Genomic DNA, 10,229 nt, shown 5'->3' on the forward strand with positions numbered 1-10,229 from the left:
GGCAACGACCTCAATCGGCCTCACCATAGTTATAGAAGGAAGGCTCGGAAGGTTGCCGGTTCCAGTGGCCAAATCAATATAGTGTGCTTGATATAATTCCAAGCCCCCAAATATTGATTTCCACGGAAAGAATCGTCCATGCAGCAACCTCATTTTCCCTCCGCAGAATCCGGCCAGAAGCCCAAAGTTGACGTTGGTTCGTCCATCGAAGAGTACCTGGACCGTTCCGACTGGCGGGTGAATGCCAACGCCAACCAGGGTTACTCTCTGGGCGGCCTGATCCTCAACACCTCCGGCAAGGTGGTTGCAAATTACTGGCTGAGCCACGTCTATCCCGAAGCCGTGGGTCAGGCCCACCGCGACGGCGACTATCACATTCACGATCTCGACCTCCTGGCCGGTTACTGCGCTGGCTGGTCCCTGCGCACCCTGCTGGTGGAAGGTTTCAACGGCGTGCCGGGTAAGGTGGAGTCGGCGCCGCCCCGCCACTTCTCCTCCGCCGTGGGCCAGATCGTCAATTTCCTGGGCACGATGCAGAACGAGTGGGCCGGCGCTCAGGCGTTCTCCAGCTTTGATACCTACATGGCTCCGTTTGTCCGTATCGACAACCTGACCTACGAGCAGGTCAAGCAGCACATGCAGGAACTGATCTACAACCTGAACGTGCCGTCCCGGTGGGGCTGTCAGGCTCCGTTCGTCAATCTGACCTTCGATTGGGTCTGCCCGGAAGACCTGCGGGAGCAGGTGCCCGTCATCGGCGGCCGGGAGCAGGATTTCTGCTACGGCGACCTGCAGGCGGAGATGGACATGATCAACCGGGCCTACATCGAGGTCATGACCGAGGGCGATGACAAGGGTCGCGTGTTCACGTTCCCCATTCCCACCTACAACATCACCCAAGACTTTCCCTGGGAAAGCGAAAATGCCCAGCGCCTGTTTGAAATGACCGCCAAGTACGGCCTGCCGTATTTCCAGAATTTCGTCAATTCGGAGCTGTCGCCCAACATGGTGCGTTCCATGTGCTGCCGGCTGCAGCTTGACCTGCGGGAACTGCTCAAGCGTGGCAACGGCTTGTTTGGCTCGGCGGAACAGACCGGCTCCCTGGGCGTCGTGACCATCAACTGCGCCCGCCTTGGGTATCTTTTCCGTGGAGACGAAGCCGGCCTGATGCAGCGCCTGGATCATCTTCTGGATCTGGCCAAGGAAAGCCTGGAGATCAAGCGCAAGTTCATTACCGACCACATGCAAACCGGCCTGTTCCCCTACAGCAAGCGGTATCTGGGTACCCTGCGCAACCACTTCTCCACCATCGGCGTGAATGGCATCAATGAAATGATCCGCAACTTCACCCACGATGCCGAGGACATCACCACGGAGTTTGGTCATGCCATGGCCCTGCGTCTGCTGGATCATGTCCGCGCCAGGATGCTGGAGTTCCAAGAGGAAACGGGGAATATGTACAACCTGGAGGCAACGCCGGCCGAAGGAACCACCTACCGCTTTGCCCGCGAGGACAAGAAGCGGTATTCGGACATCATCCAGGCCGGCACCGACGAGGCGCCTTACTACACCAACAGCTCCCAGCTCCCGGTGGGCTTTACCGACGATCCCTTCGAGGCGCTGGCCCGCCAGGAGGCTCTGCAGACCCGTTACACCGGCGGGACCGTGCTGCACCTGTACATGAACGAACGGGTGTCCTCTGCGGAAGCCTGTAAGCGTCTGGTACGCCGGTCGCTGGAGAATTTCCGGCTGCCCTACATCACCGTGACGCCAGTGTTCTCGATTTGCCCCAAGCATGGGTACATCGCCGGTGAACACACCTTCTGCCCCAAATGCGACGAGGAAATCATCGCTCGCAAGAAGGCCAAACTCAAAGCTGCCTGAAACCATTACCTCTCAAGGAGACAATCATGCAAGATCAAATCGAACTGAAGGATGAAGAGCGTACCCGCTGCGAAGTCTGGACCCGAGTGATGGGCTACCATCGCCCCGTATCGGCCTTCAACAAGGGCAAGCAGTCCGAACACAAGGATCGGGTCTGCTTCAAAGAGCCGCAGTGAAGCCTGCCGGCCCAACCCAAGCCAGTGTCCTGCCGGTCCTGCCGGCAGGCGCTCGTCCTGACATTCGCGTGGGCGGTCTGACGCCCATGACATCCATCGACTATCCGGGCGAGCTTGCCGCCGTGGTATTTCTGCAAGGGTGCCCCTGGCGCTGTAGCTATTGTCAAAACGCCCATCTGCTTTCTGCCAGGCCGGACGGTGAAATGACCTGGCGCCAGACGCTCGACTTTTTGACCTCACGCAAGGGACTTCTGGATGCGGTGGTGTTCAGTGGCGGCGAGCCGACCCTGCAGGCCGGTCTGCCAGATGCGATAGGGGCTGTAAAAGCACTTGGACTCAAGGTGGGTCTGCACACGGCAGGTATCTACCCTAAGCGCCTTGCAGGTGTTCTCCCGCTGATCGACTGGCTGGGACTGGACATCAAGACGCTGCCGGAACACTACGAGGCTATCACTGGGATTCCCGGCTCCGGAGAGGCCGCCTGGGAAAGCCTTGAGCTGGCGATTGATTCCGGAGTGTGTCTTCAGGTCAGAACGACCGTTGCGCCGCCCGTAGAGCCTTACATTGAGGCCCTGACCCTCAAACTGAAACAGGCGGGAGTCAGTGACCACCGCCTGCAACAGTACAGACCGCCTGCAATGCCGATAAAGCCCTAAATCCTGGCCGGGGTGAAGTGATGCTCCGGCTTTTTCGCGCTCATGGGGGCGCGATTTTTCAGAAAGGTCAGCTCGTGCTTCTTGGGTACCCAAACGATGCCGTAATACTTGAGGACGGTATTCAGCTTATATCGACTGTCCAGCCCCAGCAGCTTCATCCCGTCCTCCTTGGTGTGATCGCGGGAGGCGGCCATGTCGCGTAGGCGCGTGAGAGTTGCTTCGCTCAGCCTGGGATCAATCGGGTTGGGTCCGGACTTCTTCGACACCCAATCAACCCCGTGGTCAATCAGAATGTCCTCCATGGCGCCTTGCTGGTAATAGCCCAGCTCATCCTTCAGATCCAGCCAGGATTTGTTTGGGTCTTTTGCATAGTTCAGAATCAGGTTGATCTCTTCCTGGGTGAACTGCTTTGGTTTACGTCCGCGCTTCTTCATGGTGATTCCTTTGGAACGAAATTGGTACAGGGAGAATGGTCAGGCATTGCGATGGTCCAGGCGTCATAGCGTTCGTTGAGCTTTCCTGGGCTGCGCCATACGATGTGTCGCAGACATTCATCGCGTCTGTCGCAGTGGACGGTCCCGTGCGCCCGGCTGCCGGTACATGCGGTGTTGTCCCTGAGCATCACGCCGTCATCCTGAAAACGGAGACTTCGATGTTTGCTTGCCTGAAAGTGTCAAGCGCCCACTCAATGTCTTGTCGCCAACGCTGAATGAAGTCTTCCGTAGGCTCCATGAAGCAAACACGGCTGATACCGACCTGCGCGATTTTGCTGGCACACGAAGAGCAGGGCGGGGCGGTGATGTAAATCGTGTGGCCGGCAAGGTCACGACGGGCAAAAAGAATGGCATTCTCTTCCGCATGAATGGTTCTTCGAATGCGCTCTTCGCGGGGCATGTTCACGTCCTTGACGCCCCTGGGAAGACCATTGAATCCGGAACTCACATGCTCACGACTTGGGCTGACGATGACCGCGCCAACCTTGGTTGAGGGATCTTTCGACTTTCTGGAGGCGACCATTGCCAGCGACAGAAAATAGTCGTCCCAACCGATTTCACTGACCAACTCCTGCTCTGCTGCGCTCATTCTGCGACCCCCATCCACTCGTCAGTCATGGGGCCATCCAGAGGCGTAACGCAAAGAGTGACCGCGCCTTTGTCCACCAGGTCACGCTCAACTTTGGCAAGCTCTTCCGGCGTCTCGACCTCGAACTCTTCCACAAACGATTCCTTGTCGATATTTTCCCACTTGACTTCAATTTTCATTAAGTAATCACTCACTTATTTACCAGTTTACGCCAAACCAAATCCCGATGCCGTGGATGATGCCCACGGGAAAAGCGATCACGCCGATAATCAAAAGCAGGTATTTTTCATTCAGAAGGCAGTTGATGATGTGCGTGACCAAAGATGCCGGTGGCACCACGAAGATCATCAGAAATGTCAAAGTCACCAGAGTGATCTTGACCAATTCGGTGGCTTTTTCGTTGATTTTCTTCATTGCTCTGTACCTTTGCAGTCTCATTTTTTGCTTCCTATAACATTAACGCCAAGGTGCTCAATGGCTGCGATCACCAATGGCACTTTATCAATGGGGCACTTGGCAGTAACCATTCGGAACTTTGACATTTCGTAGCGCCAAGTACGAATGGCTCTGGTCAGTTTCAGGTTTTTTGTTCCTGTCTTTTCGACAATCCGGCCGCGTCGAATTTGCACCTTGTCCAACGGCTTTACGATTGAAAGATTCAGCGGATCGCTGACCAGGCTTCCATTCACCAGAACATAAGGGTTTTCGAGGCGCATTTGAGGTTTCCAGTATTCGATGACGAATGCTCGCCACTCGTCCCCGTACATCCTGACCCACGATGCCGGAGGGTCGAGATCACCAAGTTCCGGCGAACTCTCCCTTGGTCTGACATGACTCGATCTTTTTCTCGTCACGACTGCATTTTCCCCCATTGTTGTAATCTTCGATCAGATCAAGGAGATAGGAAAGATCCCCAGCCGTACTGATCAACTTGCCAAGGGCAATAATTTGTTTCGTGGAGCCGTAAAAGGTGACATTCAGAGTGAGCTTGCCGGCATGGCCAGGCCCCTCAATTCTCCCGGCCGTGATGTTTTTCGCGGAGATCATGCGCTTCTCCTGTCGATGCGGGCCGAGGCGCAGATGAACCTCATGGCCTCGGTGGCCTCTTCCATCAGGGTAGGGCGGCGGCCGCAGACGATTTTGCAGCGTGCCAGGGCCAAAAAGCGCAAGGTCACCTTGCGCTGCTCTTCGGTCTGGCAACTGTCCCATACTCTCTGGCACTTCTCTTCGAGCGTCAGTGACTGGCGCTCCAGACGGTCATGTTCTTCTTGGGTGGTCAACACGGTCCTTCCTCCGATGCTCTTCCCGTGCCACGAGTATAGTCAGTGATGAATTAACTTTCTACTCGTCCTGCACAAATCCTATGGAGCGCATTCCACTCTGACCGTCGGCATCGGCCCCGGCGTGGTAGCCCTGCTCGGAGGGCTGCCTGAGCAGAATCAAGGCCATAAGGGCAAGCGGTTCTCGGAGGAAGAAGAGGGCGGAGAGGATGGAGGCGAGGATGATGAGGTTGAAGATGTTGACTTCGGTAAGGATCAGGTAGCGAAACATTGGCGGGCCTCATTTTTGGACCCGCCAATTATATCACCAGTTACTTATGCCGCCTTCCTTCCAAGCAACCCCATCCCGGCCAGATCAAAGTCGGCGCCAGGGGGCAAGATGTTCTCGACAAAGCCCTCGGTGGCCTCGACAATGGCGCGTCTCGTTGCGCCGTGCTCCTTCAGGTGCGCGTTGTGACTGTCGCTAAAGTCCACCACCAGAGCCACGTTGGGACCGCACTTCTTGCGTCTCAGACCACGGCCAATACGCTGTCTCAGGGCAACCTCAGCCTTGCCGCCGCCGGCCAGAACTACAAGGCCCACTGCCGGCACGTCCACGCCCACATCGAGAATGGTGGACCCGATCAGCACCTGCAGCGAGCCATCTCCAAGGGCGCCCAAAGCGGCCCGCCGCTGCTCCTGCTCGTGCTTGCCGTAGATGAATTGAGCGCGGATTCCGGCCCTCTCCATCATGTCCTGCAGGATTTCACCGTGGCGCTGATGCTGAACCAGGACCATGGATGGCATGTTCAGCTTCGAGGCTCTGAGGCATTCCTTGACGATAGCAAGGTTTCGCTCCTTGTTTTCCACGATGCCGATACGATAGGCGCGCTGCCACGGCGTTGTCCGATAGAGCTTGTCAGGTTTTGGCAGGTCCACATACTTGAAGAAGGGCTTTGCCAGGATGCCACGGTCAATCAGCATTTTTTCGCTGATCCTGATGCCGACCTGACCGGCCACCGCCATCAGGCGCATATTGGCTTCTTCGTCCTGGCGCATGAAGGGTGTCGCGGTCAGGGCGAGTCGGTAATGCGCGTTCTTGCAGGCGTTGAGGATGTCGTAATAGCCAGAGGCCGATGCTTCGTGGGCCTCTTCCAGAATCACAAACTCAAAGTAGGCCAAAATCCGCTTGACCAGTGCGCGTCTATCCTCGTGCGCCTTCATCTTGGCCTGAATCTGCCGCTTCATCGCCTCAACTGGCATCTCCTTGTACGCAACACCTTCCTTGAGTGCCTTGGCCTGAGCCTTGAGATTTTCACCCTTCATTCGTTCAAGCTCTGCCTTGGGGTCAAAGGGCAGGAGCCGGGCGATCAGCGTCTGAACCATAGCCACATTGAACCCCTTTCTCGGGGACCACTCGCTGTCGCCCATGACGCCGGCCTTGATTTTGAAAGCCTCTTCAAAGGCATCCTTCATTTGGTACATCAGCACCGAACGGGTGGTGAGAAACAGGGCAGGGCGCTTGATTCTTGCGTAAGCGAGGCGACAAATCCGACTCTTGCCCCCTCCGGTGGCGACCTGGGCAATTATCCGCCCGTGTCTCTCCAGACGCCTCACCGTTTCCATCTGATAGTCGTACTTGGGATCGTCGCCAAAGGTGTCGATGACCGGATTCTCCGGCCCCAGTGGCTCCGGCAGCGGCTTTCTGACGATCTGCACGACATAGCCGCGCCCTGACAGCTTCTCTTGCACATACCCAACGAAACCTGCTGGGAAAGTGCCCTGACGGAAGTCGAAGAAGGTGCTGCGACCATCCCAGTTGCCGCTTTTGAAGGCTCCAGAATGCTCGGCACCATTGACTCGATAGGAAAGCAGGGTTGACACCTCCAGCTTGATCTCCCTTGATGGGTTTACCAATTTGGCGGTGACTGCGTTATGCGCAATTTGAAGGACTTGACTCATCGCTGGTTTGCCTGTAGGAATCTTGTCGTATAAGATAAGTCACCAGTAGGTTATCTGTCACCCATTATGATGGAACGAAAATCCTTGCAGATCGCAAATATGCAACTGTCGCAAGCTGATCCCAAAACCTTGCTTCCAAACCCGTTCAACCCCAACGTGGTGACGCCGGAAAACGAAGAAAAACTCTCTGCCAGCGTTGACCGGCTGAGCATGTTCAAGCCGATTCTGGTTCGCACCCTTGAGAGCGGTCGCCTTGAAATTCTGGGCGGACACCATCGCAATGTGATTGCCATTCGCAAGGGCTTTGAAAGCGTGCCGATTCTGAACCTTGGCAAGATTTCTGACGACAAGGCCAAGGAAATCGCCCTGATTGACAACAGTCGATATGGCGCGGACGACTCCCAGAAGCTCTCCGAAATCCTTTCTGAACTTGGCAGTCCGGAAGAGTTGGCCACCTTTATGCCTTTCAGCCAGGTCGATTTTGAGTCGATCTTCTCAAGCACAAGTATAGAGCTGGAAGACTTAGGCATCGAAGACGACGAAGAGCCTACCCATATCGAATTTCCGACCCTGCCGAAGATTCAGACCCACCAAGTCATGCGCTTCAAGGTGCCATCCGAAGATGCCGCGAGGGTGTCCGAGGTGCTGGAGCGCATCATGAAAACTCAAGGCTTCACCGAACAGGACTCGCTGACCAATGCCGGCGATGCCCTGGTGTGGCTGATTACCAACGCCGTAGAGACTGAAGATGGACAAGTTTGACGAGTGCCACGACTGCGATAACCGACACACCGACCTTTGCGAAGAGTGTCACGCTGGCGAGTTTTTCGAGGAGCGCGAAGAAGAGAGTCCCTTTGACTGCTTGGAGGCCGCATGAGCCAGCAGCTTGAGTCGTGGGACATTGGCAGGCTGATCCCTTACGAGAAGAACGCCAAAAAGCACACGCCGGAGAAGATCAACAAGCTGGCCAATGCCATTCGTGAGTTTGGCTGGGACCAGCCCATCGTCGTTGATAAGGACGGCGTGATCATCAAGGGCCACGGCCGGCGCCTGGCCGCCCTGCAGCTTGGCATGACCAAGGTGCCGGTACTGGTTCGGCGCGATCTGACGCCGGAGCAGGTCAAAGCTGCCCGTCTGTCGGACAACCGGGTGGCTTACGGTGAAATCGACGCCGATCTGCTGCAGGAGGAATTGCGCAGCCTGCAGAGCGCCGCCTTTGATCTTGGCGTGATTGGCTTCGACGAAAAAGAGCTGTCCTTCCTGACCGAAGAATTGACCGAAATGGATCTGGATTCCCTGGTGGAAGACCTGAATGCCGAGGTCAATGAGCAGGCTCAGGCCGGTGATCGTCACGTCAAGGATGCCAAGGAGCGCACAGTCAAGCTGCAAGAGGCGTTCGGATTCTCCGGCTTCACCATCGAACAGGCCCGCGTCGTTACCCGCTTCATGAGCCAACTGGAGAGCGAGTCCGGAAAGAGCGGCGCCGAGGCGCTGGTTGAGTTTGTTCAGGGGCTGGTGGAGGCGTCATGGAACTGACCATCACCAAGAAGTTCAGCTCCACGGCGGAACGCTCGCCAAGAGTGCTTGAGGTGGCCGAAGCCTTTGGTCTGGGCCTGGCTGAAAAGGAATTTGTGATCTACGACGACCTGAAGCTGGAGATTCGCCAGGGCGACGTGGTGTATGTCACCGGCCAGTCAGGGTCCGGCAAGTCGATCATCCTGCGCGAGATCGAGCAGGAGATGGTCAAGCACGGTGCCAAGGTGGCCAACATCGACATGGTGCCCATGGAAAGCCGCGCCTTGATTGATCAGGTGGGCACCGACATGGCCGATGCCATCCGTCTGCTGTCTCTGGCCGGCCTCAATGACGCCTACCTGTTCATCCGCAAGCCAGAAGAACTCTCCGACGGCCAAAAGTACCGATTCCGGCTGGCCAAGCTGATCGAGTCTGGATCAACCGTGTGGGTGGCCGACGAGTTTACTGCCACTCTGGATCGGATCACCGCAGCCGTGGTCGCCTTCAATCTGCAGAAGATCGCCCGCAAGGTCGGGGCCACGGTCATCGTTGCCACCACCCACATGGACCTTCGGGAAAGTCTCCAGCCCTCCCTGTACATCGAGAAGTATTACCGGGACCGCCTGCATGTCGAGCGGCCCGTGGAGCAAAAGTGATGAACGACAACCAAATTGAGCAGGAAATCCAGGCCAAAGGGCTTAACGCCCCCCGCGTGACGCCCGAGGATATCGAGGCGAACATCGTGGCCGAGCACTTCTTCACTGCGCTCGACGGTCGGGCCGGCGCCATTCATGCAGAAACTTACGTTGGACGCGAAGCGCCTTGCGCTGACGACAGTGATCTGGCTTCGCTGGGCTTGCTGACCTTCTGCGTTTTGGTTTTGCGCAATGGATTCACCGTTACCGGAGAGTCGGCCTGCGCCTCGCCGGAGAACTTCGATGCCGACCTGGGCCGAAAGCGTGCCCGGATGAACGCTGTTCAGAAGGTGTGGCCTCTGATGGGGTATGCGCTGAAGGAGAAGTTGGCATGAAATTTCAGGCAGCCTACAGCTATTTGAAGCGCGGCCATGCGATTGCCCTGCCGGAGTGGGGTGGGTTTTGGAGGTGGAACAACGAAACCAAATCCATCGACATGCACAGGCGCAATGGTCAGGTGATGGACCTTCGTAGCACGGAGGATCTGGATTACACCCTGTCCTTTATGTTCCGAGACGACTGGGTGCTGGTGAAGTGCGCTGGCGAGACGGAGCACGTCAAAAACCGAGAGGCCGTGGATGCGGATACGGACAACTTCCCGGCAGGGTGGGAATCCGCATGATCAGCGTCGAAGACGTTGCCAAGGTCGCCCATGAGGTCAACCGGGCCTACTGTCTGGCTGCGACCAACGACGACACTCAAAAGCCATGGGAAGAGACGCCGCAGTGGCTGCGCGAGTCGGTCATTGCCGGAGTAAGGTTTCATCTGACCAACCCACAGGCCGGCCCCGAGGCCAGCCACGAAAACTGGCTTGAGTACAAAAGAGCCGAAGGCTGGCGGTACGGCCACCGCAAGGACGAGGCCAAGAAGCTGCATCCTTGCATGATTCCCTTTGTCGATCTGCCACGCTCCCAGCAGACCAAGGATCACCTGTTCCGGGCCGTTGTTCATGCCCTGATGGACAAGATCAACGAGAAGCCCGTAGAGGCGCGAAACTGA

At 56.8% G+C, this 10,229-nt stretch carries 18 protein-coding genes; 9 read left to right on the forward strand and 9 right to left on the reverse strand.

Annotation, left to right across the window (positions count from 1 at the left end):
• Positions 1-138 precede the first annotated feature (138 nt).
• The 3 genes from LQD11_RS06765 (at position 139) to LQD11_RS06770 (ending at position 2,716) form a co-directional block, all read left to right on the forward strand.
• A complete protein-coding gene (locus tag LQD11_RS06765; protein ID WP_276315671.1) occupies positions 139-1,884 on the forward strand; it encodes a ribonucleoside triphosphate reductase in 1,746 nt (581 codons plus the stop codon).
• 26 nt (positions 1,885-1,910) lie between these two features.
• On the forward strand, positions 1,911-2,060 hold the full coding sequence (gene nrdD / locus LQD11_RS15570; RefSeq protein WP_276315672.1) for an anaerobic ribonucleoside-triphosphate reductase: 150 nt from the start codon (positions 1,911-1,913) through the stop codon (positions 2,058-2,060).
• A 68-nt stretch (positions 2,061-2,128) separates the two neighbouring features.
• Positions 2,129-2,716 (forward strand): anaerobic ribonucleoside-triphosphate reductase activating protein, encoded by a 588-nt coding sequence (locus LQD11_RS06770; protein WP_338081477.1) that lies wholly within the window; start codon positions 2,129-2,131, stop codon positions 2,714-2,716.
• Here the strand turns inward: LQD11_RS06770 and LQD11_RS06775 are convergent.
• The 9 genes from LQD11_RS06775 to LQD11_RS06815 all read right to left on the reverse strand — a co-directional run bounded on the left by LQD11_RS06775 (position 2,713) and on the right by LQD11_RS06815 (position 7,020).
• On the reverse strand, positions 2,713-3,150 hold the full coding sequence (locus LQD11_RS06775) for a hypothetical protein (protein WP_238616862.1): 438 nt from the start codon (positions 3,148-3,150) through the stop codon (positions 2,713-2,715). The genes LQD11_RS06770 and LQD11_RS06775 overlap by 4 nt on opposite strands.
• Positions 3,151-3,337: 187 nt before the next feature.
• Positions 3,338-3,799 carry a dCMP deaminase family protein gene (locus LQD11_RS06780; protein WP_238616863.1) on the reverse strand — a complete coding sequence of 154 codons (462 nt, stop codon included), beginning with the start codon at positions 3,797-3,799 and terminating at the stop codon, positions 3,338-3,340.
• Positions 3,796-3,993, reverse strand: coding sequence for a hypothetical protein (locus tag LQD11_RS06785; RefSeq protein ID WP_238616864.1), 198 nt, complete (start codon positions 3,991-3,993; stop codon positions 3,796-3,798). The genes LQD11_RS06780 and LQD11_RS06785 overlap by 4 nt, the downstream gene beginning before the upstream one ends.
• A 4-nt stretch (positions 3,994-3,997) precedes the next feature.
• Complete coding sequence (locus LQD11_RS06790) at positions 3,998-4,213, reverse strand: hypothetical protein (RefSeq protein ID WP_238616865.1); 216 nt, start codon at positions 4,211-4,213, stop codon at positions 3,998-4,000.
• A gap of 20 nt (positions 4,214-4,233) precedes the next feature.
• On the reverse strand, positions 4,234-4,515 hold the full coding sequence (locus LQD11_RS06795) for a hypothetical protein (RefSeq protein WP_238616866.1): 282 nt from the start codon (positions 4,513-4,515) through the stop codon (positions 4,234-4,236).
• A 79-nt stretch (positions 4,516-4,594) separates the two neighbouring features.
• Positions 4,595-4,846 carry a hypothetical protein gene (locus tag LQD11_RS06800; protein ID WP_238616867.1) on the reverse strand — a complete coding sequence of 84 codons (252 nt, stop codon included), beginning with the start codon at positions 4,844-4,846 and terminating at the stop codon, positions 4,595-4,597.
• Positions 4,843-5,082: a hypothetical protein gene (locus LQD11_RS06805; RefSeq protein ID WP_238616868.1), complete on the reverse strand. Its 240-nt coding sequence runs from the start codon at positions 5,080-5,082 to the stop codon at positions 4,843-4,845. Before LQD11_RS06805 ends, LQD11_RS06800 begins: the two co-directional genes overlap by 4 nt.
• Positions 5,083-5,140: 58 nt before the next feature.
• A complete protein-coding gene (locus tag LQD11_RS06810; protein WP_238616869.1) occupies positions 5,141-5,350 on the reverse strand; it encodes a hypothetical protein in 210 nt (69 codons plus the stop codon).
• A 44-nt stretch (positions 5,351-5,394) separates the two neighbouring features.
• Positions 5,395-7,020: a DEAD/DEAH box helicase gene (locus LQD11_RS06815; protein WP_238616870.1), complete on the reverse strand. Its 1,626-nt coding sequence runs from the start codon at positions 7,018-7,020 to the stop codon at positions 5,395-5,397.
• Between the two features lie 66 nt (positions 7,021-7,086).
• Here LQD11_RS06815 and LQD11_RS06820 point away from each other — a divergent pair, with 66 nt between their 5' ends.
• The 6 genes from LQD11_RS06820 to LQD11_RS06845 all read left to right on the forward strand — a co-directional run bounded on the left by LQD11_RS06820 (position 7,087) and on the right by LQD11_RS06845 (position 10,229).
• The gene (locus LQD11_RS06820) at positions 7,087-7,782 is read left to right on the forward strand and encodes a ParB/RepB/Spo0J family partition protein (RefSeq protein ID WP_238616871.1); all 696 of its coding nucleotides are present in this window, start codon (positions 7,087-7,089) and stop codon (positions 7,780-7,782) included.
• A gap of 111 nt (positions 7,783-7,893) precedes the next feature.
• Positions 7,894-8,556, forward strand: coding sequence for a ParB/Srx family N-terminal domain-containing protein (locus LQD11_RS06825; RefSeq protein ID WP_238616872.1), 663 nt, complete (start codon positions 7,894-7,896; stop codon positions 8,554-8,556).
• Entirely contained in the window at positions 8,547-9,191 is a 645-nt protein-coding gene (locus LQD11_RS06830; RefSeq protein ID WP_238616873.1) for an ATP-binding cassette domain-containing protein, read from the forward strand. The genes LQD11_RS06825 and LQD11_RS06830 overlap by 10 nt, the downstream gene beginning before the upstream one ends.
• A complete protein-coding gene (locus tag LQD11_RS06835; protein ID WP_238616874.1) occupies positions 9,191-9,565 on the forward strand; it encodes a Gp49 family protein in 375 nt (124 codons plus the stop codon). The genes LQD11_RS06830 and LQD11_RS06835 overlap by 1 nt, the downstream gene beginning before the upstream one ends.
• Positions 9,562-9,852, forward strand: a complete 291-nt coding sequence (locus tag LQD11_RS06840; protein ID WP_238616875.1) for a hypothetical protein — start codon at positions 9,562-9,564, stop codon at positions 9,850-9,852. Before LQD11_RS06835 ends, LQD11_RS06840 begins: the two co-directional genes overlap by 4 nt.
• Positions 9,849-10,229 (forward strand): RyR domain-containing protein, encoded by a 381-nt coding sequence (locus tag LQD11_RS06845; RefSeq protein ID WP_238616876.1) that lies wholly within the window; start codon positions 9,849-9,851, stop codon positions 10,227-10,229. The genes LQD11_RS06840 and LQD11_RS06845 overlap by 4 nt, the downstream gene beginning before the upstream one ends.

Source organism: Ectothiorhodospira shaposhnikovii (genome assembly GCF_022227765.1).
Classification (GTDB): Bacteria; Pseudomonadota; Gammaproteobacteria; order Ectothiorhodospirales; family Ectothiorhodospiraceae; genus Ectothiorhodospira.

What these genes read in the sequence shown, in the direction of transcription:
- LQD11_RS06765 (WP_276315671.1), top strand. Translation starts at nt 139, where the DNA reads ATGCAGCAACCTCATTTTCCCTCCGCAGAATCCGGCCAGAAGCCCAAA.
- nrdD (WP_276315672.1), top strand. Translation starts at nt 1,911, where the DNA reads ATGCAAGATCAAATCGAACTGAAGGATGAAGAGCGTACCCGCTGCGAA.
- LQD11_RS06775 (WP_238616862.1), bottom strand. Translation starts at nt 3,150, where the DNA reads ATGAAGAAGCGCGGACGTAAACCAAAGCAGTTCACCCAGGAAGAGATC.
- LQD11_RS06780 (WP_238616863.1), bottom strand. Translation starts at nt 3,799, where the DNA reads ATGAGCGCAGCAGAGCAGGAGTTGGTCAGTGAAATCGGTTGGGACGAC.
- LQD11_RS06790 (WP_238616865.1), bottom strand. Translation starts at nt 4,213, where the DNA reads ATGAAGAAAATCAACGAAAAAGCCACCGAATTGGTCAAGATCACTCTG.
- LQD11_RS06795 (WP_238616866.1), bottom strand. Translation starts at nt 4,515, where the DNA reads ATGCGCCTCGAAAACCCTTATGTTCTGGTGAATGGAAGCCTGGTCAGC.
- LQD11_RS06800 (WP_238616867.1), bottom strand. Translation starts at nt 4,846, where the DNA reads ATGATCTCCGCGAAAAACATCACGGCCGGGAGAATTGAGGGGCCTGGC.
- LQD11_RS06810 (WP_238616869.1), bottom strand. Translation starts at nt 5,350, where the DNA reads ATGTTTCGCTACCTGATCCTTACCGAAGTCAACATCTTCAACCTCATC.
- LQD11_RS06815 (WP_238616870.1), bottom strand. Translation starts at nt 7,020, where the DNA reads ATGAGTCAAGTCCTTCAAATTGCGCATAACGCAGTCACCGCCAAATTG.
- LQD11_RS06820 (WP_238616871.1), top strand. Translation starts at nt 7,087, where the DNA reads ATGATGGAACGAAAATCCTTGCAGATCGCAAATATGCAACTGTCGCAA.
- LQD11_RS06825 (WP_238616872.1), top strand. Translation starts at nt 7,894, where the DNA reads ATGAGCCAGCAGCTTGAGTCGTGGGACATTGGCAGGCTGATCCCTTAC.
- LQD11_RS06830 (WP_238616873.1), top strand. Translation starts at nt 8,547, where the DNA reads ATGGAACTGACCATCACCAAGAAGTTCAGCTCCACGGCGGAACGCTCG.
- LQD11_RS06835 (WP_238616874.1), top strand. Translation starts at nt 9,191, where the DNA reads ATGAACGACAACCAAATTGAGCAGGAAATCCAGGCCAAAGGGCTTAAC.
- LQD11_RS06840 (WP_238616875.1), top strand. Translation starts at nt 9,562, where the DNA reads ATGAAATTTCAGGCAGCCTACAGCTATTTGAAGCGCGGCCATGCGATT.
- LQD11_RS06845 (WP_238616876.1), top strand. Translation starts at nt 9,849, where the DNA reads ATGATCAGCGTCGAAGACGTTGCCAAGGTCGCCCATGAGGTCAACCGG.